Raw genomic sequence first — 22,291 nt, 5'->3', positions numbered from 1 at the left:
CGCGCCCGCGTGCCCGGCCCGATGACATGGACAGAAAATTCGACTATCCGGGACTGCTGATTGCGATCGGCTTCTTCGTGCTGTTCGCGGTGCAGCTGCTGATGCTGCATCCGTCGTCGACGTCGATCGCGTACAGCGATTTCCACCAGCTCGTCGCCGCGCGGCTCGTCGACGATCTCGAGATCAGCCCGGCGTCGATCTCCGGCACGCTGCGGATGCCGCAGGCGGCCGCGGTGCTGCCGGCGTCCGAGACGGCGGTCGTGAAGGAGGCCGGCGCGCCGTGGCGCTTCACGACGAACCGCGTGACCGACGAGCATCTGATCGACACGCTGACGGCCGCCGGGATCCGCTATCACGGCACGCCTGACACGGGCTGGCTCGCGGCGCTCGCGTCGTGGGTGCTGCCGCTGATCGGCTTCATCTTCATCTGGAACATGATGCTGCGGCGGCGCGGCGGGCTGCAGGACTTCAGCGGGATGGGCAAGAGCCAGGCGCGCGTGTACGTGCAGCAGGCCACCGGCATCACGTTCGACGACATCGCCGGCATCGACGAGGCGAAGGCCGAGCTGCAGCAGCTCGTCGCGTTCCTGCGCAACCCGGAACGCTACAGCCGGCTCGGCGGCAAGATCCCGAAGGGCGTGCTGATCGTCGGCGCGCCGGGCACCGGCAAGACGCTGCTCGCGCGCGCAGTCGCCGGCGAGGCCGCCGTGCCGTTCTTCTCGATCAGCGGATCGGCGTTCGTCGAGATGTTCGTCGGGGTCGGCGCGGCGCGCGTGCGCGACCTGTTCGAGCAGGCGCAGCAGAAGGCGCCGTGCATCGTGTTCGTCGACGAGCTCGATGCGCTCGGCAAGGTGCGCGGCGTCGGCATGATGTCGGGCAACGACGAGCGCGAGCAGACGCTCAACCAGCTGCTCGTCGAGATGGACGGCTTCCAGGCGAATTCCGGCGTGATCATCATGGCCGCGACCAACCGTCCCGAGATCCTCGATCCCGCGCTGCTGCGCCCGGGGCGTTTCGACCGGCACATCGCGATCGACCGGCCCGACCTCGGCGGCCGCAAGCAGATCCTCGGCGTGCACGTGAAGCACGTGAAGCTCGCGGCCGGCGTCGACCTCGCCGAGCTGGCGTCGCGCACGCCGGGTTTCGTCGGCGCGGATCTCGCGAATGTCGTCAACGAGGCCGCGCTGCATGCGGCCGAGCAGGGCAAGCCGGCGATCGAGATGGCCGATTTCGACGAGGCGATCGACCGCGCGATGACGGGCATGGAGCGCAAGAGCCGCGTGATGAACGAACAGGAGAAGGTGACGATCGCGTATCACGAGGCCGGGCACGCGCTCGTCGCGCAAAGCCGCAAGCATTGCGATCCGGTCAAGAAGGTGTCGATCATTCCGCGCGGCGTGGCGGCGCTCGGCTTCACGCAGCAGGTGCCGACCGAGGATCGCTACGTGCTGCGCAAGAGCGAGCTGCTCGACCGGCTCGACGCGCTGCTCGGCGGGCGGGTCGCCGAAGAACTCGTGTTCGCCGACGTGTCGACCGGCGCGCAGAACGATCTCGAACGCGCGACCGCGATGGTGCGGCACATGATCACGCAGTACGGGATGAGCCAGACCATCGGCCTCGCGACGTTCGACGATGCCGCGCCGCGCGCGGGAATGCCCGGCTGGCAGGCCGGCGACGGCCGCTGCAGCGAGCACACCGCGCAACTGATCGACGACGAGGTGCGCGCGCTGCTCGAGGACGCGCATGCGCGCGTCATTTCGACGCTTGGCGAGCGCCGCGATGCGCTCGAACGGATCGCTCGCCGTCTGCTCGAATGCGAAGTGCTCGAACACGACGAGTTGCTGGCGCTGATCGCGCCGCCCGGTGAGCCGCCGCATCCCGCCGCAGCCGAAGCGCAAGCGCAAGCGCAGCAGGGCGCCGCAACGAGCGCGCCCGACGGCGCGAGCGCCGACGTGCACGACCTGATGACTTACGACGCGCCGCGCAAACCCGACCGCTGACGGCCGTTCACCGGTTCAAGCCCGGAAAATGCCGATTGCGCCGCGCGCGCCGCCGTGCGGAGAATCGATCGGTATCCGGCGCGGCGGTGCGCCTACCCCCCCTTTTCGACGGAGTCGCCATGAGCGAAGAGCGTCTGTCGGTCGAAGTCGCACAACTCGACCGCTACCGTTTCGAGGTCCGATTTCCCGGCACGGACCTGCCTGTCGTGCTGACCGACGAGCCGCTGCCGCTCGGGCAGGGACAAGGACCGAACCCCGTGCGCCTGCTGGCCGCGTCGGTCGCCAACTGTCTCGCCGCGAGCCTGCTCTTCGCGCTCGAGAAAGATCACATCGATCCGCAGCCGATCACCGCGCAGATCGATGTCGACATGGTGCAGAACGAGACCGGGCGTGTGCGGGTCGGCGGGATGGCCGTGCGGCTGATGATCGGCAAACCGTGGGCCGATCTCGCGCAGGCGTCGCGCGCGCTCGAGCAGTTCGACGCGCTGTGCGTCGTCACCGAAAGCGTGCGGACGGGCATTCCGGTGTCCGTCGACGTGTGCGACGTGAACGGCGCCGTGCTCGAGGACGTGCAGACGAGTCTCTGAACGCGCGCTTCAGGGTTGCTTCAGGGCTGCATCAAGGTTGCGTGGCCGCGGAGATTTCGGACGCGTCGGCGAGCGCATTGAGGAAGCGCGTGCGCCACCAGTGCACGTCGTACTTGCGCACGGTCGCCATCAATGCCGCGTGACGCTGGCGCCGCTCGTCGAGCGACATCGCGAGCGCGCGCTGGATCGCCTGCGCGGTGCCTTGCGTATCGTAAGGATTGACGAGCAGCGCTTCCTTCAGCTGCTCGGCCGCGCCCGCGAAACGCGACAGCACGAGCACGCCCGGATCGGCGTCGTCCTGCGCGGCGAGGAATTCCTTCGCGACGAGATTCATCCCGTCGCGCAGCGGCGTGACCAGCGCGACGCGGCTCGCGCGATACAGCCCCGGCAGCCGCCGGCGCGCGACGGTGCGGTGGATATAGCGCATCGGCATCCATTCGAGCTCGCCATAGTCACCGTTGATCGCGCCGCACAGGCTGTCCATCTCGCGCCGCAAATCGTCGTACGCGCCGAGATCCTCGCGGCTCGGCGCGGCGATCTGGATCAGCGTCGCGCGGTTGCGGTTCTCCGGATACTGTTCGAGCAGCTGGCGAAATGCGTTCACGCGCTGCGGCAGCCCCTTCGTGTAGTCGAGACGATCGACGCCGACGAGCAGCTGGCGGCGCGAATACTCGTCGCGCATCCGCTCGAACATGTCGATGCCGTCGCGGTCGCCCGCGAGCGCCGCGAATTCGTCGACGTTGATGCCGATCGGAAACGCGCCCGCCGACAACGTGCGGCCGAATGCGTGCAGCCTGCCGTCCTGCAGGCGCGCGGCGCCGGCTTCCGCTTCGACGTAATGCTCGAAGTGCAGCAGGTCCGCTTCGGTCTGGAAGCCGACGAGGTCGTAGGCGAACAGCGAGCGCATCAGCCATTCGTGTTCCGGGATCGCCGCCATGATCGGCGGCGGCGGCATCGGAATGTGCAGGAAGAAGCCGATCGAGTTCGTGCAGCCCATCGCGCGCAATTCGGCCGCGAGCGGAATCAGCTGGTAATCGTGTACCCACACCACGTCGTCGGGCCGCAGCAGCGTGCGCAGCTTGCGCGCGAACAGCTGGTTCACGCGGCGATAGCCGTCCGCGAAACGTCGGTCGAATTGCGCGAGATCGAGCCGGTAGTGGAACACCGGCCACAGCACGTTGTTCGAGTAGCCGAGGTAGTAGGCGTCGTAATCCTGCGGATCGAGGTCGATCGTCGCGAGCTGGATTCCGCCGATGTTCTGCACCTGCACGTCGTCGCTGCGCCCGGGCGTGTCGCCTTCGCCGCGCAACCGTCCGCTCCAGCCGAACCATACGCCGCCCGTTTCCTGCAGGCTGTCCTTCACGGCAACGGCAAGCCCGCCGGCCGCGGCCTTGCGTGGATCGGCGATGCGATTCGATACGACGACGAGACGGCTCACCAGCTCTCCTGACGAATTGTGGGGAATGGGCTTGTGCGGCCATGCGGCGCGAATGGTGCCGCCATCGGCGCAATGGCGCACGACGGGGCCGCAATGATCGGACGGGTGTCAAGGCACGCGACCCGCCGTCCGATCGGGAGTGCTTTTTTTAGGATACTCGGCATTCGTCGGTTTTAAAAGCCTGCATCGCGCATGGGGTTAATCGGATCCGGCGATGTATACGCGGCGTTTATGTCAATGCGCGTCGATGTGCGTCGATGAGCAGCGACGCTCAGCACGCGTGCGTCTCCGCTTGCCCGGTGATGCCGCCGAGGATCACCGATGCGAACGACGGATCGGGACGGAAGATCGTGATGCCTTTCAGGCGCTCGCGCCATGCGGCGAAGAACAGCGCGTCGACCTGCGCGAGCGAGCAGCGCCGGTCGACGTTGACGGTCTTCGAGATCGCCGCGTCGACGCACGGCTGCAACGCGGCGAGCATCGACACGTGGTCGGCCGGATCGATGTCGGTGGCCTTCACGAAGTAGTCGGGCAGCGGCGCGAGTTCGCCGTGCAGCTGCCGGAACAGCCGGTAAGCGTGATTCTCCGCACGAATCGCATGCATATGGTTGTCACCGGTGCGCACGTGGCGGCGCTGCACCCAGTCGATCGCGGGCTCGATGCCGTGCGAGCAGTTGTCGCCGAATGCGAGACTCACGCTGCCCGCCGGCGCGAACGACAGCAGATGGCTGTTGCGCAGCCCGTGACGGGCGATCGCCTGGCGCACCGCGAGCGGCAGCGGCGCGCGATGATACGCGGGGCCGTCGAGATAGTCGGCAGGATCGAATGCGGGAAACACGCCGCGTTCGGCCGCGAGCGACGCCGATGCGGAGAACGCGTGCTGGCGCATCGTCAGCGCGATCTCGCGCGCGACCATCCGCGCGGCGCCGCTGTCGTAGCGTAGCCGCAGCATCGCCAGCGCATCGGCGAGCCCCGTTACGCCGATGCCGATGCGCCGTTTTTCGTGCGCTTCGCGCGCATGTGCGGCGAGCGGCCAGACCGTCAGGTCGATCACGTTGTCGAGCATGCGCACCAGCACGCGCACCTCGTCGGCCAGCGTCGCGAAATCGAAATGCGGCGCGCCGTCGATGCCGAACGGATGGCGCACGAGACGCGACAGGTCGATCGGCCCGAGCACACAGCTGCCGTAGGCGGGCAGCGGCTGCTCGCCGCACGGATTCGTCGCATGGATGTGCTCGTGCGCGCGCAGCGAGTCGGCCGCGCCGATCGTGTCGAGAAACAGCAGCCCCGGCTCGGAACTGTCGCGTGCCTCGTTTACGATCGCATGCCACAGCGCGCGGGCGGGCAGCGTCGCGTAGATCCAGTTGCCGTCGGGCAGCGCCGTTTGCGTGCACGACGGCGCGCACGGCGGCACGCGATGACGCAGGATCCAGGGCAGGTTGTCCGCGACCGCTTCCATGAACGCGTCGGTGACGCCCACCGATAGGTTGAACGTCGGCCAGCGCCGCCGGCCGCGCTTCGCGCCGACGAACTCGACGATGTCCGGATGGTCGCAGCGCAGCACCGCCATTTGCGCGCCGTGCCGCGGCCCCGCGTACGGCAAGGCGCGGCACAGCAGGTCGAAGCGGTCGATCGCCGCGCATACGTCGGGCGTATCGGGGCCGCGCCGTTCGTAGGCCGCCACGGGCGGCATCGACGAAAAATCGTAGCCGACGCCGCCGCCCATCAGCAGCGTGATGCGCGCTTCGTCGAGCGCCCGCGCAAGCGCCGCATGCACGGCCTTGACCGACGCGTCGTCGGGCATCGCGACCGGATGCACGAAGCAGTTCACCATCGTGCCGTCCGAGCCGGCGCCCGCGTTCGCCATGATGCGGCCCGCGCCGATCGCGCCGCGCTGCATGTTGCGATAGAACTGCTGCTCGACGCGCGCGCGCGACGTCATCGGCTCGGCAAGCGCAAGCGCATGCGCGACGCGCCGGAAGATCGCGGCGCGCGTCGTCTCGCCCGCACGCGCATAGCGATCGGCGAGCACTGCGGCACATACCGGCTGTTCGTCCATGGCGGCGCTTTCATGCGTGCGATACGGACACTTTACGAAGCGCCGGCGCGGCGATTTTGATCAAACGCAATCGGTCGCGGCTTCATGGCTCGACACGCATGCGTATGTCGTATAGCGCGAATTGTCGTATGCTAGGCGCCCCTTGTTCGCGCATCCCGAGCCTTCCTATGAGCTGGCAAATCGATCAGATGACCTTGCGCCTGTTCATCGCCGTCTGCGAGGAAGGTTCGATCGCGCGCGCGGCCGAACGCGAATTCATCGCACCTTCCGCGGTCAGCAAGCGGCTCGCGGATCTCGAAGCGCTCGTCGACGTCGCGCTGCTGTCGCGCAGCCAGCGCGGCGTGCGCACGACCGCCGCGGGCGATGCGCTGCTGCTGCACGCGCGGCAGATCATGCGCAGCTACGAACGCCTGCAGGCCGAGCTCGGCGAATACGCATCGGGCACGCGCGGCCACGTGCGCGTGCTGGCGAACGTGTCGTCGATGGTCGAATTCCTGCCCGAGGCGCTGGCCGCCTTTCTGCAGACGCATCCGCACGTGCGCGTCGATCTCGACGAACGCGTGAGCGTCGACATCGTGCGCGGCGTCGAGGAAGGACAGGGCGACCTCGGCATTTGCCGCGGCTTCGTGCCGACCGGATCGCTGCAGACCATCCCGTACCGCGGCGACCATCTCGCCGCGATCGTGCCGATCGCGCATCCGCTTGCGGCGCGCACCGCCGTCGGCTTCGTCGACACGCTCGACTACGACCAGCTCGGCCTCGCGTCGAATGCGTCCGTCAATGCACTGATGCAGCGCATCGCGGCGGAGAAGGGCCGCGACCTGACCTACCGCACCTGTGTGTCGACGATCGACGCCGCGTATCGCTTCATCGAGGCGGGCCTCGGCATCGCGGTGCTGCCGCGCGAGGCGCTCGAACGGCGCAGCGGCGGGCCCGGCAAGCTCGCCGCGATTCCGCTCGACGATGCGTGGGCCGAACGCAGCTTCGTGATCTGCATGCGCGAACGCGCAACCCTGTCGCTGCCGGCCGCGCGGCTGCTCGAACACCTGCTCGCGACCCCCGACAAACCCTGACAGGTTTTTCCCGCACCCACCGCTGCGCCCCGTGCGACGGGGCCGTGCGGCCATCGCGCGTCACGATGGCCGCCATCGTCATTCCAGACTGTGCAGCGCGCGCGCGACGCGGCACGCTCACATCCGGGTTCCTCACAAGACAGGATGGAGACGATGGATTCACGCGATGGACCGCACGCGCTGCCGGTCACGATCACCGAAGTCGGGATGCGCGACGGGCTGCAGAGCGTCGCCCGCATGATGGCGACCGACGCGAAGCGCCGCTGGATCGATGCCGCGTATGCGGCTGGCGTGCGGCACATGGAGGTGGCGTCGTTCGTGCCGCCGAAGCTGCTGCCGCAAATGGCCGATGCCGACGCCGTCGTCGCGCATGCGCTCACCTATCCCGGCCTGCGCGTCAGCGCACTGGTGCCGAACGAGAAGGGCGCGGAACGCGCGCTCGCATCCGGCGTGCACGGCCTCGTCGTGCCGCTGTCGGTCAGCGCCGCGCACAGCATGGCGAACGTGCGCAAGACGCCTGACGCGATGCTCGATACGTTCGCGGCGATCTGCGCGATCGCGCACGGCCGCGCGGAGACGGTCGCCGGGCTGTCGACGGTGTTCGGCTGCACGCTGCAGGGCGCGGTGCCGGTCGACGACGTCGTGCGCATCGCGCAGCGCGCGCTCGCGGCGGGCGCGGACACCGTCGCGCTCGGCGACACGACGGGCCACGCGACACCGCGCCAGGTCGGCGACGTGATCGACCGCGTGCGCGCGGTAGCCGGCGCACGGCTGCGTTCGCTGCATTTTCACGACACGCGCGGGCTCGGCCTCGCGAATACCGTGATCGCGCTTCAGCACGGCATCCGCGCGTTCGACGCATCGCTCGCCGGCCTCGGCGGCTGCCCGCATGCGCCGGGCGCGACCGGCAACGTGAACACCGAGGACCTCGTCTTCATGCTGCACGCGATGGGCTACGCGACCGGCATCGATCTCGCTCGGCTGATCGCGTCGCGCGACGTGCTCGCCGACGCGCTGCCCGGCGAACCGCTGTACGGCTACGTCGCGCGCGCCGGCGTGCCCGCCTTCCTGCTCGACTCACAGGTGAACGCATGAGCGCTTCCGCTTCCTCGCTGCCGCTTGCCGGCATCCGCGTCGTCGAACTGTCGCACATGGTGATGGGCCCGACCTGCGGGATGATCCTCGGCGATCTCGGCGCCGACGTGATCAAGGTCGAACCGCCGCGCGGCGACGGCACGCGCCGGCTGCTCGGCACCGGCGCGGGCTTCTTTCGCACCTTCAACCGCAACAAGAAGAGCGTCGCGCTCGACCTCGACACGCGCGACGGGCTCGCCGCGCTGCAGCGCCTCGTCGACAGCGCGGACGTGTTCGTCGAGAACTTCAGGCCCGGCCGCATGGCGTCGCTCGGGCTCGACTACACGACGCTCAGGCAACGCAATCGGCGTCTCGTCTACGTGTCGCACAAGGGCTTTCTCGACGGTCCTTACCAGCACCGGCTCGCGCTCGACGAAGTCGTGCAGATGATGGCGGGGCTTGCGTACATGACGGGTCCGGTGGGCCGGCCGCTGCGCGCGGGCAGTTCCGTCAACGACATCATGGGCGGAATGTTCGGCGCAATCGGCGTGCTCGCCGCGCTGTTCGAACGGCAGGCCACCGGGCAGGGCAAGGAAGTGCAGAGCGCGCTGTTCGAGAACTGCGTGCTGCTGTCCGCGCAGCACATGCAGCAGTATGCGGCGACCGGCGTGCCGGCCGCGCCGATGCCGGAGCGGATCAGCGCGTGGGCCGTCTACGACGTGTTCGAGCTGGCCGACGGTGAGCAGATGTTCGTCGCGGCGACGGGCGATGCGCAGTGGCGCGCGCTGTGCACGATCCTCGGCCGCGCCGACCTGCTTGCCGATCCCGCGCTCGCGACCAACAACGACCGCGTCGCCGCGCGGCCGTGGCTGCTCGCGACGCTCGGCGACACGCTGCGCACGATGGCGCGCGAGACGCTCGTGCCGCTGTTCGAGCGGCACCACGTGCCGTTCGCATCGATCACGAAGCCCGAGGACCTGTTCGACGATCCGCACCTGCTCGAAAGCGGCGGGCTCGCGCCGCTGACGCTCGACGACGGTTCGCAGACGCCGATGCCGCTGCTGCCGTTCTCGCTCGACGGGCAACGCCTGCCGCCGCGGCGGCCGATCGCACGCGTCGGCGAGCACACGGCCGAGGTGCTGCGCGAGCTCGGCTACGACGATGCGCAGATCGCGGCGCTGGCCGCATCCGCGCCGACGCCGATCCCAACGCCTGCGCCGGCCGCGTGACGCCGCCCGTACGCGCGGCGCGGCGGCCCGTCCCTGCCGCGCGCGGTATCCTGCTCAACCAAGGACCGGCGACAGACCGGCCATCACGGAGACAGACGATGCATTCGTCCAAGGTGATCCTTTCCGCACCGCCTGCCGTCACCGGCGGGCCCGGCGCACCCGACGCCGCGCTCGCGCCCGCCGGCGCGCAGGCGGCGCCCATCGACACGCGGCTCGCGGCCGCACGCATTTCCGCGCGCCTCGACCGGCTGCCCGCGACGCGCACGATCTGGCAGCTCGTGATGCTGCTCAGCCTCGGGCTGTTCTTCGAGCTGTATGACCTGATGTTTTCCGGCTACATCGCGCCGGGGCTGGTCCGCAGCGGCCTGCTGAGCGCCACCACGCACGGGCTGTTCGGCACCAGCGGCGTCGCGAGCTTCATCGCCGCGCTGTTCGCGGGGCTGTTCATCGGCACCGCGTGCTGCGGCTTTCTGGCAGACCGCTTCGGCCGGCGCGCGATCTTCACGTGGTCGCTGCTGTGGTACACGGCGGCGAACATCGTGATGGCGTTCCAGGACACCGCGTTCGGCCTGAACCTGTGGCGCTTCATCGCGGGAATCGGCATCGGCGTCGAGATCGTCACGATCGGCACTTATGTTTCCGAACTCGTGCCGAAGCATATCCGCGGCCGCGCGTCCGCGTGTTCGCAGGCGGTCGGCTTCTGCGCGGTGCCCGCGGTCGCGTTCCTGTCGTACGGGCTCGTGCCGCGCACGGTGTTCGGGCTCGACGGCTGGCGCTGCGTGGTGCTGATCGGCGTCGTCGCCGCGGTCGGCGTGTGGTTCATCCGCCGGCGCCTGCCGGAAAGCCCGCGCTGGCTCGCGCAGCAAGGGCGGATCGACGAAGCCGACGCGGTGATGACGCGCCTCGAGGCGCGCGTGCAGCGCGACACCGGCCGGCCGCTGCCACCGCCCGCGGAGCCCGAGCCGGTGCGGCCGAAGGCCGCGTTCCGCGACCTGCTGGTGGCGCCTTATCGCCAGCGCGTCGCGATGCTCGTGATCTTCCACGTGTTCCAGACGGTCGGCTATTACGGCTTCGCGAACTGGGTGCCGACGCTGCTCGTCAGGCAGGGCATCACCGTGACGACGAGCCTGATGTATGCGTCGATCATCGCGATCGCGGCGCCGATCGGGCCGCTCGTCGGCCTGCTGATCGCCGACCGCTTCGAGCGCAAGGCCGTGATCATCGGGATGGCCGCGCTCAACGTCGTGTGCGGGCTGCTGTTCAGCCAGGCACGCGAGACCGTGCTGCTGGTCGGCCTCGGCGTGTGCCTCGTGCTGGCCGGCAACATCATCTCGTACAGCTATCACGCGTACCAGGCCGAGCTGTTCCCGACCAGCATCCGCGCCCGCGCAGTCGGCTTCGTCTATTCGTGGAGCCGCGTGAGCGCGATGTTCTCGTCGTTCGTGATCGCGTGGTGCCTGCGCGAGTTCGGCGTGAGCGGCGTGTTCGTGTTCATCTCGGCGGCGATGGCGATCGTGATTGCCGCGGTCGCGCTGCTCGGGCCGAGAACGCGCGATGTCGCGCTCGAGGACATTTCCCGCTGAACGCAGCAACCGCGCAGCCGATCCGCGTGCCGCGCGCGCCCGCGCCACGGGCGGCTCGGGCGCGCGGCACGCAGGCCGGTGACAGGCGCGGCGTCTGCATCGCGCGGCTCCGTCACACAGCGGCCGACTGCCAGTCGCGCGCGCCGGCGCCCGGTGCGCGCGATGCTGGCGATGAGAACCGCGCGCGTTCGCCGCCCGGCATCCGGAACGCGGCGACCGTCTGGGCGAGTTCGCGCCCCTGCGCGTCGAGCGACTTCGACGCGGCCGCGGCCTGCTCGACGAGCGCCGCGTTCTGCTGTGTCGTCTGATCCATTTGCGTGATCGTCAGGTTGACCTGGTCGATGCCGCGGCTCTGCTCGGCGGACGCGGCCGCGATCTCGCCCATGATGTCGGTCACGCGCGCGACCGCCTGCGTGACGTCGGTCATCGTCCGGCCGGCTTCGCCGGCGAGCGTCGAGCCGTCGCGGATCGTCTGCACCGATGCGGTGATCAGCTCCTTGATCTCCTTCGCCGCCGTCGACGAGCGCTGCGCGAGGCTGCGTACCTCGCTCGCGACGACCGCGAAGCCGCGCCCCTGTTCGCCCGCGCGGGCCGCTTCGACCGCCGCGTTCAGCGCGAGGATGTTGGTCTGGAACGCGATCCCTTCGATGATGCCCGTGATGTCCGCGATCTTCGACGAGCTGTCGCCGATCTCCGTCATCGTGTCGACGACGCGCCCGACCACATGGCTGCCGCGCTGCGCGACGTCCGACGCGTTCGCGGCGAGCGTGCTCGCCTGCTGCGCGTTTTCCGCATTCAGGCGCACCGTCGACGTGAACTGCTCCATCGTCGCGGCCGTCTCCTGCAGCGACGCGGCCTGTTCCTCGGTGCGCTGGCTCAGGTCGAGGTTGCCCGACGCGATCTCGCCGACCGCGGTCGCGATGCTGTTCGACGAATCGCGCACGCGGCCCACGATGTCGATCAGCCGCGCATTCATCGTATGCAACGCGTCGAGCAGGTCGCGCGTCTCGTCGTTGCCGCGCACGTCGATATGGCTGCCGAGATCGCCGTCGGCCACCGTGCGCGCGACGTCGACCGCCTTGACGATCGGCGTCGTGATCGCCCGCGTGATCCACAAGCCGCCGCCGATCGCGAGCGCAACCGCCAGCACGCTGATCACGACGAGCAGGTCGCGCTCGCTCGCGTAGCGGGCCGCGAACGCCTGCGCGATCGTGAGCTCGCGCGTGTGCGTGTGGGTCGCGTACGCGTCGGTCGCGCGCACGAGCTGCGCGAGCAGCGGGCGGCAATGGCTGTCGATCTCGGCGATCGCTTCGTCCTTTTTGCCGCTCTGCGCGAGGCCGACGATGTTCAGCGCGACCGGGCCGTAGCTGCTCTCGACGCGCGCGATGTCGTCGACCAGTTCGCGCGCGCGGTCGGTCGCGCCGCTTCCGATCGCCACCAGGTCCTTCAGCTTCGCGAGGCGGTCCTGCACGTCCTTGTGCGCGCGCTGCACGTCGGCCAGTTCGAGTTCGACATCGGCCGGCTTCGTGACGAGCACGAGGTTGCGCGCCGCGATCGCGCGCTCGTCGACCGCCGTGCGGATCTCCGCGGCCAGGTTCGCGCGCGCGTTGACGCCGTTCATGTACCGAGAAAACTCGTCGTTCGTATCGGACAGTGCCTTGAGCGCCATGCCCGACACGATCACGACGACCGCGGCAAGCAGGCCGAAGCCGCCAAGCAGTTTTGCTTTGATGGACATTCTGGCGATTTTCACGATTGGCCTCTGAAGGAATGAATAGCGGTGGGGTTGTTGTTGTTCGACCCGCTATCCGGGTCGTGCCGGCATTAACGGGTATTTCCGATCAATCTTTACCCTTCCTAAACCCTGATATTTTCAAATCCGGCGTTTATGGACGAGCCGCCCGAGCCTACTGTTACGGAAATTGAAAAGACCGCAATCATTCGTGATTAAATTATTTATTGTCGAATGAACGGCGAGACCATTATCGAAAACTCAACCGACCCGATTAAATCTTAAAATCACCAGTAAATATCTTTCAATTCGTCTGACGTTTGCATTCAATATGGTTTTTATTGCCGCGATCGTTCTCGATACGCGCGCGGAGCGCGGCCTGCGTGCATGACGTGACGCGGCACCCGTTTGCCCGGTACGACTGGTCGGCTGCGCATCGCCTGTCGCGCCGGCGTCCGGCCGGGCATGGCCGCGTCCATGCGCGGCCGCCGCCCTGGCGTGACGCCGACGAACCCGTGCGGTCAGAAGGTTGTCCGCAAGCCGGCCATCGCGCTGCGGCCGCCTTCCGGTGCGAAGCCGCGCACGACAGAGCTCGCGTAGCGGATGTCCTGGTTCGTCAGGTTGTCGCCGCGCAGGTATGCGAGCCAGTGCGTCGCGCCGACCCGGAACTTGTAGGTCAGCATCACGCCGAGCGATGTGTAGCCTGCAGTCGGCAGATCGTTGTCGGGCACGCGGTGCTGCGCCCACGCGTGCGTGACCTGTGTGCGCGCGCCGAACGGCCCGTACCCGTAGTCGGTCGCGAGCGTCGCACGCAGCGGCGCGATGCGCGGCAGCGGCTGGCCGGTGTCGACGTTGCGCGCATGCGTGTAGTCGGCGGTCAGCTCGAGATCGACCGTATGGCCGCGCCGCGCGAACGCGCGCCACTTGCCGTCCAGCTCGATGCCGTAGAACTCGGCGCGCACGCCGCGATAGACCGCCTCGTACAAGGCGCCGTCGGTGCCGGGCGCGACCGGCTCGTCATCGGCGTCGACGATGCGGCCCGTGTTGAACTCGGTCAGGTAGTTCGAGAAGCGGTTGTAGAACACGCCGACGCTGCCACGGTTCGGCCCGCTCGCGTAGCGCAGCGACAGGTCGGTCGATACGGCCTTCTCCTTCGACGCGTTCGGGTTGCCGATCAGGAACTGGCCGGTCGCATTGTGCGGGCCGTTCGAATACAGTTCGTAGAAGGTCGGCGCACGCTCCGTATATGCGACGTTCGCGGCCACCGACCACACCGGCGTCAACGAGAACAGCGCGCCCGCGGACACGCTGCCCGCGTTGAAGTCGCGCGGCTGCGCACCGGCGAATTTCTCGATGCCCGCCGGATCGGGCTGCAGCTTCACGTGCTCGTAGCGGCCGCCGACGCTCAGCTTCAGCGCGTCCGACACCTGCCATTCCTCGAGCCCGAACAGCGCGACGCTTGTCGTGCGCGTGCTCGGCACGAGGGTTTCGTCGCCGAGCGCGGAGAACGTGTTCTGGCCGAACTGCACGCCGAGCGCCCCCTCGAACGGGCCGACCTTGCGGTGCCGCGCCTCGATGCGCGCTTCGTAGCCGCGATTGCGGAACATCGTCGCGGTTTCGCCGTGGTCGACTTCCTTGTGCCGGTAATCGGTATACGCGAAGTCGAATTTCAGCTGCGAGAACGGCCCGCTCAAGTTGCGCACCTCGGACGCGACCGCGAGACGCTCCTGGCGCATCCGCAGGCGCACGTCGTCCTCGGCGACGGAGCCGTAGTTCGACTCGTAGCCGCTGTACGACAGGCCCGTGAAGCCGTCCGCCCACGTGTACGACGCGCCGAGCGCGCCGCCGTGCACGCGGCCGTCGCTGTTCGGCACGCTGCCGTACGGCTGCGGCGCGTCCGGGCCGTCGAGCGCACGTTGCGCGTCGCTGTGCGCGTAGCCGGGGATCCGAAGCTTGCTCGTCTCGCGGTCGAACGCATCGACGTGAAACGCGAAGCGGCCATTGCCGCCTTCGACCTGCGCGGCGTCCGCACGCACCGAATTCGCGCCGCCGTAGCGCGCATCGAGCGCGCCCGTCACGCCGTCGATCGCGTCGCGCGGAATGCGGTTGTCGATCGTGTTGACGACGCCGCCGACCGCATTGCCGCCATACAGCAGCGCAGCCGGGCCGCGCACGATCTCGACGCGCTCGATCGTCAGCGGATCCAGCGGCACCGCGTGGTCGAACGACAGCGACGACGCGTCGTACGCGGCGACGCCGTTCTGCAGCAGCCGGATCCGGTCGCCGTCCATCCCGCGGATGATCGGGCGGCCGACCATCGGGCCGTAGGTCGTCGTCGACACGCCGGGCAGGCCGTTCAGGGTCTCGCCGAGCGAGTCCGCCTGACGGCGCGTGAGCGCGTCGCCCGACAGTTGCGCGGTCGGCGCGATCAGCTGCGCGTCGCCGAGCGGGTTCGCGGTCACGAAGATCGGCGCGAGCGGCTCGCCGGCGGCGGGCACGTTGGTTGCGGCGGGCGTGTCGGCCTGCGCGTGCGCGACGGTCGCGAGCATCATCAGCGGAAGCGGGGAGAGCGGGCGGAGAGGTAAGCGAGGGAGGTCGCGCATGGTTGGTGTGGTCGTTCGGGTGGAGTCAAACCGGGGCACCCCACGCATTCGATACGATATATTGTTACATCCATCGCGTGTAGTGGCCCGTCGGGATCGGGCCTGACGACGGGACTTGCACGTGCGTGCCAGCGGACGTGCCGGCGTACGTGTCATATCCCGGCGGCGGCCGAGTCGGTGAAATGATACGTTATATCATTTCAAATTCAAAACGAAAGCTTTCGTTACAGCTTCGCTTGATCGACCAAATCTGTGCCCGACAGCCGTTTTTCGCAGGCACTCCGTCAGGCTGGAGAAAGGCGGGGAGCCGCACATCCACCGCGACCGCCTCGGCAACATCAACGACGTGGTCGCGACGCTGCGCGCGGGGCAGGTCGACGGCCGCACCGTGCTGACCGACACGCAGTGACGCGTGGCCGCGCCGGCGGCACGGCACGACGGTCGAGATACAGGCGCCGCCGCCCGCGCGGCGCCCGTATCGTCGTTGCACGCTGCGCGAACGTGGCGACGACGCGGCGGATGGCCGCCGCGCGGCGGTCGCGAAAGCGCGCGCGTGTCACGGCGCGAAGAACACGTCCGTGCGGTTCGCGAGATTGCCCGAGTTGGTCTGGATGAAGAACGGATGGAACGACGACGACGGGCCCACGTCGAGTCCCTCGTAATCGCCGATGAAGAAGCCCTCAGCGTTTGGCGCGATCTTCAGGTCGAACGGCCCGCCGACGCGTCGCTCGGCGACGAAGGTCTTGCCGCCGTCGAGCGAGATCTTGCGCCAGAAGTTGGTCGGCAGCGTCGTCGTGTTGCCTGCGAGCAGGTCGCGGAAGTCGTAGTAGGTGACCATCACCGCGCCCGTGTTGTCGACGCGCACCGACGGGTTGAACGCCGCGCGCCCGGTCGGTGTATTCACCTGCAGCGGCGCGCTCCACGTCACGCCGCCGTCGGTCGACGTCGACAATGCGATCTCGTCGTATTTGCCGCCGTTGAAGCGCGAGTCCTGCCACACGACGTAGAGCTGACCGGTCGCGGGATCGATCGCCGGCTCCGGAATGATGTCGCCGGTGCGCACCGGCTCGCCCGTGTTCGGATCCGTGACGCCCACCGTCTGCAATGCGGCGATCACTTGCGGTTTTGTCCAGCTGTGCCCGTCGTCGGTCGACTTGACGAACGCGACCCTGCCGGCAGCCTGGCTGAACGGCGGCCGGATCAGGTCGAAGAAATCGTAGAGCGTGCCGCTCTTCGGATCGACGACGATCTGGTTGCCGATCGTCTGCTGACGCGACGGCACGTCGACGATGTTCCTCGCCGTGCTCCATGTCTTGCCGCCATCCGTCGTCTTCGAGAAGTACGTCGGCCCGCGAAATGCCGCGGTGTGCAGGTTTGCGTACGGATTGCCGTTCGGCAACTGGAGGCGGTCCCACACCGCATAGGCGGTGCCGGCCTTCACCGGGTTCGCGGTGACCGACTCCTTGTCGTTGAAGAACTGCGTCGTCGGTTCATTGTTCTGGATCAGCAGTGCCGGGCTGCTCCACGTCTGGCCGCCGTCGGTCGACACTGACGCCGCGACCGCGTTGCTGTTGTTCGACTGGTTGAACGAGATCGACACCGAATAGGCGATGCCGTCCGGCCCGATCGACACCCACGGATCGGACGCGCGCTCGTACGGCAGCCCGCCCGGCGCGCACGCGCTGAACGGTTGAGTCGTCTGCGCCCAGGTGGCGCCGCCGTCGAACGTGTAGCCCGCGACGAGGCCGTGCGCGCCGCCGTTCGACCAGCGGTCCTGCTGCCACACGCCGATCATGTTCGACGGCTTGGCCGGGTTCACCGCGAGCCATGGCTCGACCTCGGCGTTCACGTACACGGTGCCGGGGCCGCCGATCGTGCAGGCCGCGTACGGGCTCGGGCCCGACACGCGCACGGGGTCCGCGTGCGCGAGGGCCGCGAACGCGAGCGTGGCAGCGGCAACGGCGGTCAATCGGGTAACGGACGGATGTGGAAACGGATGAGGCAGGGTAGTGCGTCGCATGGACTGCTCCTCGTTGACGTGCGGAAGCAGTGGCCGGACAGGCCGCGGCAACGTGCACCGTCACGTCCCGTCACGTGGCGGCATGCCGCGGGCAGGCCCGCGCGCGGAGCGTGAACGCACGGCGACACGCGCAATGGCACATCGCGCGGGCGCACGTCGTTCAGGTTGCCGCTTCAGCCATCGCAATCCGCCTTCGCTGGGTCCGCCAGCGCATCGGTTAAGACTCCTGTTGATTCTCGTTCCTTTTCGGACCCGCGCGTCATGGCCATCGCGCGGGCGTCCCCCAAGTCTTGTCGATACGACGAATACGTCGAAGCGGTTTGCAATGTAGGCGAACAAAACGCCGATCAGCAGGCAATTTTTTGTAACTGTGCGAAGTCGGCAAGCGTTGCCGGATCGCGCGCCGTCAATCAGAAAAATTTGCGGAAAATCGGCGCGAAAAAAGGCGCTATCGCAAGCACGAAAAAATCGAAACGAAAAGCGAATTGAATTCGATTCGCGCCTTGTACCGATCGTGTGAGCGCGTCGTTTGCGTGACGCGATGCCGATCGCGTCATGCGCGTGTCATCTCCACGCCGGTGGTCCGCTCACCGCTCGGCCGGAAAACGCCTTTGCAGCGCGCCAAGCCAGCGTGCGACGACGTCCAGCTCCTCATCGGAAAACCCGTCGCACAGCTTCTCGTTCAGTTCCCGCAGCAGCACGCGCGCCTTCTTCAGCGCGGTGCGGCCTTCATCGGTCAGGAACAGCCGGGTCGCGCGCCCGTCGTCAGAATCGGCGTGACGCGTGAGGAGGCCGGCTTTCGCCATCCGGTCCGCGAGGCCCGTCATCGCGGATGGCGCGAGCTGCAGCGCCGCGCCGACCTCGCCGATCAATGCGCCGTCCTGCTTCACGAGATAGAAGAGCACGCCGGCCTGCGCGGCGCTCGCGCGCGCATCGGTCTCGGCCTTGCGGTCGACCCAGCGCTGCACGCGCCGCTGGCCGATGTTCAACAGGAAAAACAGTCGTCGTTGGTCGCTCAAGCTCGAGTCCCGGCTGGAGTGGAAGTGGAGGACAGGCATGCATCGCGCGGCCCGTCGAGCGCCTGCGCGAGCCAGTCCGCGACGCCCGGCCACAGCACCGTGCCCGGACGGCTGCGGAAGAAGCCCATGTGCCCGACCGGCCCGCTGCCCGCCGCGCGCGGATCGATCTGGCGGCGCTCGACCGTCGCGTGCGTCAGATAGCTTACCAGCAGGTCGATCGCCACCGGGTTCGCCCACGGGTCGTCGTCGAAGCCGAGCGCGAGAATCGGCAGCCGCTGCGTTGCGAACCGCTCGGCGGCGCGGAGCGTCGGGTCGTCGAAGAAGTAGCGCGGCAGCGTCGTCCAGCGGCTCCATTCGCGGAACACGCCGGCCGGCAGATCCTCGCCGAGCCCGAGCCGCCTGCCCGGCACGTAGCCGAGCAGCGCGGACGTCAGCGGCCCCAGCACGCGCAGGATCAGCCGCACCTTCAGGCGCTCGGCCGCCCGCGCGATCAGTCGCGTGCTGCCCGCGTGCGACGCGACGAGCACCGCCGCATGCAGATGGCGCGTCCCCGCGCTCAGGCCGATCGCGTGGCCGCCGACGCTGTGGCCGACCGCGAGCAGCGGCACGCCGGCAAACGCGTGACGCGCCCACGCGGTCGCCGCCTCGACGTCGAGATCGACCCAGTCGCGCATGCGTGCGCGCAGGCGGTTCAGGCGCATCGGGCGCGATGTGCCGATGCCGCGATAGTTGTAGGTCAGCGCCGCGAAACCGCGCGCCGTCAGGTAGCTCGCGAACCCGGCATACAGCCGCTCCGGCACGGCGGTCGCCGGATGGATCAGCACCAGCGCGGACGGTTCGGCGTCCGGCAGCCACAGCGTGCCGCGCAGCAGGTAGCCGTCGGTGGCGGCGAATTCGATGGGTCTGGAAGTCATGGCGGCCTCGAACGCACGTGATATTTCGCATGCGAAATATAGCCCCGAAGTTATTTCGCGTGCGAAACAGAATTCGAGGAAGGGCTCGAACCCGAATGGCGCAGCGCGCATTCGGGCATGGCGGCCGCGGCGCGAGCCCGTTATTGCGAGAACAGCGCTATGCGCTGTCGCGTTCGATCAGCGTGAAGCCGACATCGACGACGCGCCGCTCGCATTCGCCGCGCTCGATGCGATCGACCAGCAGCGATGCCGCCAGCTTGCCGATGCCGGTGCCGTCGATCCGGATCGTCGTCAGCGCCGGGGCCGTGTCCTTCGCGAAATTCTGGTCGCCATAACCGACCACGCGCAATTGCCGCGGCACCGCAATCCCGCGATGGCCGGCCTCCATCAGCACGCCCAGCGCGAGGATATCCGCGCCGCAGAACACCGCGTCGACGTCCGGCGCACGCTCGAGCAGTTCACCCAGCGCACGGCGGCCGTCGCCGAGATTGGCCGGCGACTCGGCCGTCACGACCGGAATGCCGGACGTCGCGCCGAACGCGTCGACGAACGCCTGAGCGCGCACCTGCGCGCGGCGGTCGCTCGGCGTGACGACGGCCGGCCGGCGCGCGCCGCGCTCGCGCAGATAGCGCGCCGCGGCTTCGCCGACGTGCCGGTGCGAGAACCCGACCAGCATGTCGAGCGGCCGGCGCGTCAGGTCCCAGGTTTCGACCACAGGAATGCCGGATGCGCGGAGCTTGTCGCGCGCCTGAGCCGAATGGGCGACGCCCGTCAGCACGATTCCGGCCGGGCGCCGGCCGATCACCGCGTCGAGCAGCGCGTCCTCGCGCGCGTCGTCGTAGCCGCTCTGGCCGATCAGCAGCTGATAGCCGGCCGCGGCGAGTTCCGCGGTCAGCGCGGCGACCGTTTCCTGGAACACGCTGCCGGCAATCGTCGGGATCAGCGCGACGATCAGGCGGCTGCGGGTCGACGCGAGCGCGCCGGCGACGAGGTCGGGCGTGTAGCCCGTCTCGCGGACGGCCGCCAGCACGCGGTCGCGCGTGTCCGCCGACACGAGCTCCGGCGTGTTCAGCGCGCGCGACACCGTGATCTTCGTGACCCCGACCCGTTTCGCGACGTCGCTCAGCGTCACGCGTCCGGAGTTCTTGCGCGCGCGGCGCGCGGGCGCGGTGTCGGGAGAGGTCTGGGACTTGGTCACGGGAAGACGGGATCGGATTCGGGTTATGGAGGGTAGCCATTATCGCAAATGACCGCTACGATGGCGCCAATGTTACCGGTAACATAGTTCGGCAACACCAGTGCGCGGCAGGATCGTGAAGCCGGTCCGCCGCCGGTCGCGCCGGGCCACCGGGCCAACAACGTGCTCGCAGCACACCATCGGGACGAACAAGGAGCAGGGATGTCGCAGCAACACCGGGCCGACGCCGGCCCACTGATCCGGCTGCATGCCGCCGACAACGTGCTGATCGCACGCGAGCCGCTGTCGCTCGGGCACGCGCTCACGCTCGACGGCGTCGCGCTGCGGATCCGCGCGCAAGTGCCGCCGGGCCACAAGGTCGCAGCGGCGCACATTGCGCGCGGCGAGCCGATCCGCAAGTACGACACCGTGATCGGCCGCGCGGCCCGCGACATCGAGCCGGGCGACCATGTGCACACGCACAACATCGAACTCGTCGATTTCGCCAGCGATCCCGGCTTCTGCGTCGACGTGCGGCCAGTCGACTACGTGCCGGCCGCCGAGCGCGCGACGTTCGCCGGCATCGTGCGGCGGGACGGACGTGTCGCGACGCGCAATTTCATCGGCATCCTCGCGTCGGTGAACTGCTCGTCCACCGTGATCCGGCAGATTGCCGCGTGGTTCACGCCCGAGCGCCTCGCGGCCTACCCGAACGTCGACGGCGTCGTCGCATTCGCGCAGACGAGCGGCTGCGGGATGTCGTCGCCGAGCGAACACTTCGACGTGCTGCGCCGCACGCTCGCCGGCTACGCGCGCCATCCGAACCTCGCCGGCGTGCTGATCGTCGGGCTCGGCTGCGAGCGCAATCAGGTGGCCGACCTGATCGGGTCGCAAGGCCTCGAAACGGGTACGCTGATGCGCACGCTCGTGATGCAGGACACGGGCGGCACCCGCGCGACGATCGACGCGGGCATCGCGGCGATCCACGCGATGCTGCCGGCCGCGAACGACATCGTGCGGCAGCCGGTGCCGGCAAGCCACCTGAAGATCGGCCTCGAATGCGGCGGCTCCGACGGGTTCTCGGGCATCACCGCGAACCCCGCGCTGGGCGCCGCGATGGACCTGCTGGTGCGCCACGGCGGCACGGCGATCCTGTCCGAGACGCCGGAGATCCACGGCGTCGAATTCATGCTGACGCGCCGCGCGGTGTCGCCCGAGGTCGGCCAGAAGCTGCTCGACCGGCTCGCGTGGTGGGAGCGCTATACGCGCGGTCATAACGGGCAGTTCAACGGCGTCGTCGGCCCCGGCAACCAGCAGGGCGGTCTCGCGAACATCGTCGAAAAATCGCTCGGCTCCGCGATGAAAGGCGGCACGACGCCGCTGCAGGCAGTCTACGAATATGCGGAGCCGATCGTCCGCGCCGGGTTCGTGTTCATGGATTCGCCGGGCTACGACCCGGTCGCCGTCACCGGGCAGATCGCGAGCGGCGCGAACCTGATCTGCTTCACGACCGGCCGCGGCTCGATGTTCGGCTCGAAGCCCGCACCCACCCTGAAGCTCGCGAGCAACACGCCGATGTACGCGCGGCTCGAGGAGGACATGGACATCAACTGCGGATGCATCCTCGACGGCGAGCGGACGATCGAGCAGATGGGGCAGGACATCTTCGAGCACATCCTGCGCGCCGCGTCGGGCGAGCGGACCAAGAGCGAGCTGCTCGGGCTCGGCGATCACGAATTCGTGCCCTGGCACCTCGGGATCGTCAGCTAGCGGACGCGAACAC

The 22,291-nt window shown here is 68.6% G+C and carries 16 protein-coding genes; 8 read left to right on the top strand and 8 right to left on the bottom strand.

All coding sequences use genetic code 11. From position 1 onward, the window contains the following. The first annotated feature begins 26 nt into the window (after nucleotides 1-26). Together ftsH and ACV229_RS01100 are read left to right on the top strand one after the other, a co-directional pair. A complete protein-coding gene (gene ftsH / locus ACV229_RS01105) occupies nucleotides 27-2,000 on the top strand; it encodes an ATP-dependent zinc metalloprotease FtsH (protein WP_448081266.1) in 1,974 nt (657 codons plus the stop codon). 119 nt (nucleotides 2,001-2,119) lie between these two features. Next, entirely contained in the window at nucleotides 2,120-2,587 is a 468-nt protein-coding gene (locus ACV229_RS01100) for an OsmC family protein (protein WP_448081265.1), read from the top strand. A 31-nt stretch (nucleotides 2,588-2,618) separates the two neighbouring features. On the opposite strand, the gene otsA is transcribed toward ACV229_RS01100, so the two are convergent. Both otsA and ACV229_RS01090 read right to left on the bottom strand, forming a co-directional pair. Continuing rightward, the gene (gene otsA, locus ACV229_RS01095; protein WP_448081264.1) at nucleotides 2,619-4,025 is read right to left on the bottom strand and encodes an alpha,alpha-trehalose-phosphate synthase (UDP-forming); all 1,407 of its coding nucleotides are present in this window, start codon (nucleotides 4,023-4,025) and stop codon (nucleotides 2,619-2,621) included. A gap of 271 nt (nucleotides 4,026-4,296) precedes the next feature. Then, nucleotides 4,297-6,084, bottom strand: a complete 1,788-nt coding sequence (locus ACV229_RS01090; RefSeq protein ID WP_448081263.1) for an adenosylcobalamin-dependent ribonucleoside-diphosphate reductase — start codon at nucleotides 6,082-6,084, stop codon at nucleotides 4,297-4,299. 167 nt (nucleotides 6,085-6,251) lie between these two features. On the opposite strand from ACV229_RS01090, the gene ACV229_RS01085 reads away from it, so the two are divergent. From ACV229_RS01085 to ACV229_RS01070, 4 genes are all read left to right on the top strand, one after another. Next, the gene (locus ACV229_RS01085) at nucleotides 6,252-7,157 is read left to right on the top strand and encodes a LysR family transcriptional regulator (protein WP_448081262.1); all 906 of its coding nucleotides are present in this window, start codon (nucleotides 6,252-6,254) and stop codon (nucleotides 7,155-7,157) included. 153 nt (nucleotides 7,158-7,310) lie between these two features. Beyond that, entirely contained in the window at nucleotides 7,311-8,252 is a 942-nt protein-coding gene (locus tag ACV229_RS01080; RefSeq protein ID WP_448081261.1) for a hydroxymethylglutaryl-CoA lyase, read from the top strand. After that, nucleotides 8,249-9,460, top strand: coding sequence for a CaiB/BaiF CoA transferase family protein (locus tag ACV229_RS01075; protein WP_448081260.1), 1,212 nt, complete (start codon nucleotides 8,249-8,251; stop codon nucleotides 9,458-9,460). The genes ACV229_RS01080 and ACV229_RS01075 overlap by 4 nt, the downstream gene beginning before the upstream one ends. A 98-nt stretch (nucleotides 9,461-9,558) precedes the next feature. Further along, nucleotides 9,559-11,043 carry an MFS transporter gene (locus tag ACV229_RS01070; RefSeq protein WP_448081259.1) on the top strand — a complete coding sequence of 495 codons (1,485 nt, stop codon included), beginning with the start codon at nucleotides 9,559-9,561 and terminating at the stop codon, nucleotides 11,041-11,043. 112 nt (nucleotides 11,044-11,155) lie between these two features. Here ACV229_RS01070 and ACV229_RS01065 read toward each other — a convergent pair whose 3' ends face one another. The 3 genes from ACV229_RS01065 to ACV229_RS01055 form a co-directional block, all read right to left on the bottom strand. Continuing rightward, entirely contained in the window at nucleotides 11,156-12,781 is a 1,626-nt protein-coding gene (locus tag ACV229_RS01065; RefSeq protein ID WP_448081258.1) for a methyl-accepting chemotaxis protein, read from the bottom strand. A 515-nt stretch (nucleotides 12,782-13,296) separates the two neighbouring features. Further along, on the bottom strand, nucleotides 13,297-15,327 hold the full coding sequence (locus ACV229_RS01060; RefSeq protein ID WP_448081257.1) for a TonB-dependent receptor: 2,031 nt from the start codon (nucleotides 15,325-15,327) through the stop codon (nucleotides 13,297-13,299). A 607-nt stretch (nucleotides 15,328-15,934) separates the two neighbouring features. Then, the gene (locus ACV229_RS01055; protein WP_448081256.1) at nucleotides 15,935-17,398 is read right to left on the bottom strand and encodes a sialidase family protein; all 1,464 of its coding nucleotides are present in this window, start codon (nucleotides 17,396-17,398) and stop codon (nucleotides 15,935-15,937) included. Nucleotides 17,399-17,659: 261 nt separating this feature from the next. Here ACV229_RS01055 and ACV229_RS01050 point away from each other — a divergent pair, with 261 nt between their 5' ends. Continuing rightward, nucleotides 17,660-17,887, top strand: a complete 228-nt coding sequence (locus ACV229_RS01050; protein ID WP_448081255.1) for a hypothetical protein — start codon at nucleotides 17,660-17,662, stop codon at nucleotides 17,885-17,887. A 98-nt stretch (nucleotides 17,888-17,985) separates the two neighbouring features. On the opposite strand, the gene ACV229_RS01045 is transcribed toward ACV229_RS01050, so the two are convergent. From ACV229_RS01045 to ACV229_RS01035, 3 genes are all read right to left on the bottom strand, one after another. After that, the gene (locus tag ACV229_RS01045; protein ID WP_448081254.1) at nucleotides 17,986-18,417 is read right to left on the bottom strand and encodes a MarR family winged helix-turn-helix transcriptional regulator; all 432 of its coding nucleotides are present in this window, start codon (nucleotides 18,415-18,417) and stop codon (nucleotides 17,986-17,988) included. After that, nucleotides 18,414-19,331: an alpha/beta hydrolase family protein gene (locus ACV229_RS01040; RefSeq protein WP_448081253.1), complete on the bottom strand. Its 918-nt coding sequence runs from the start codon at nucleotides 19,329-19,331 to the stop codon at nucleotides 18,414-18,416. Before ACV229_RS01040 ends, ACV229_RS01045 begins: the two co-directional genes overlap by 4 nt. A 157-nt stretch (nucleotides 19,332-19,488) precedes the next feature. Further along, on the bottom strand, nucleotides 19,489-20,529 hold the full coding sequence (locus ACV229_RS01035) for a LacI family DNA-binding transcriptional regulator (RefSeq protein ID WP_448081252.1): 1,041 nt from the start codon (nucleotides 20,527-20,529) through the stop codon (nucleotides 19,489-19,491). Nucleotides 20,530-20,730: 201 nt separating this feature from the next. Here ACV229_RS01035 and ACV229_RS01030 point away from each other — a divergent pair, with 201 nt between their 5' ends. Beyond that, nucleotides 20,731-22,278 (top strand): UxaA family hydrolase, encoded by a 1,548-nt coding sequence (locus tag ACV229_RS01030; RefSeq protein ID WP_448081251.1) that lies wholly within the window; start codon nucleotides 20,731-20,733, stop codon nucleotides 22,276-22,278. The last annotated feature ends 13 nt before the right edge of the window (nucleotides 22,279-22,291 follow it).

It is taken from the genome of Burkholderia sp. MR1-5-21, from assembly GCF_053427715.1.
The sequence above is the reverse complement of the archived record's forward strand: the minus strand, read 5'-3'. Positions and strand labels throughout refer to the sequence as shown.

Bases quoted from the DNA above. Each gene is read 5' to 3' on its own strand.
- ftsH (WP_448081266.1), top strand. From the start codon at position 27: ATGGACAGAAAATTCGACTATCCGGGACTGCTGATTGCGATCGGCTTC.
- ACV229_RS01100 (WP_448081265.1), top strand. From the start codon at position 2,120: ATGAGCGAAGAGCGTCTGTCGGTCGAAGTCGCACAACTCGACCGCTAC.
- ACV229_RS01090 (WP_448081263.1), bottom strand. From the start codon at position 6,084: ATGGACGAACAGCCGGTATGTGCCGCAGTGCTCGCCGATCGCTATGCG.
- ACV229_RS01085 (WP_448081262.1), top strand. From the start codon at position 6,252: ATGAGCTGGCAAATCGATCAGATGACCTTGCGCCTGTTCATCGCCGTC.
- ACV229_RS01080 (WP_448081261.1), top strand. From the start codon at position 7,311: ATGGATTCACGCGATGGACCGCACGCGCTGCCGGTCACGATCACCGAA.
- ACV229_RS01075 (WP_448081260.1), top strand. From the start codon at position 8,249: ATGAGCGCTTCCGCTTCCTCGCTGCCGCTTGCCGGCATCCGCGTCGTC.
- ACV229_RS01070 (WP_448081259.1), top strand. From the start codon at position 9,559: ATGCATTCGTCCAAGGTGATCCTTTCCGCACCGCCTGCCGTCACCGGC.
- ACV229_RS01065 (WP_448081258.1), bottom strand. From the start codon at position 12,781: ATGTCCATCAAAGCAAAACTGCTTGGCGGCTTCGGCCTGCTTGCCGCG.
- ACV229_RS01060 (WP_448081257.1), bottom strand. From the start codon at position 15,327: ATGATGCTCGCGACCGTCGCGCACGCGCAGGCCGACACGCCCGCCGCA.
- ACV229_RS01055 (WP_448081256.1), bottom strand. From the start codon at position 17,398: ATGCGACGCACTACCCTGCCTCATCCGTTTCCACATCCGTCCGTTACC.
- ACV229_RS01050 (WP_448081255.1), top strand. From the start codon at position 17,660: ATGGCCATCGCGCGGGCGTCCCCCAAGTCTTGTCGATACGACGAATAC.
- ACV229_RS01040 (WP_448081253.1), bottom strand. From the start codon at position 19,331: ATGACTTCCAGACCCATCGAATTCGCCGCCACCGACGGCTACCTGCTG.
- ACV229_RS01030 (WP_448081251.1), top strand. From the start codon at position 20,731: ATGTCGCAGCAACACCGGGCCGACGCCGGCCCACTGATCCGGCTGCAT.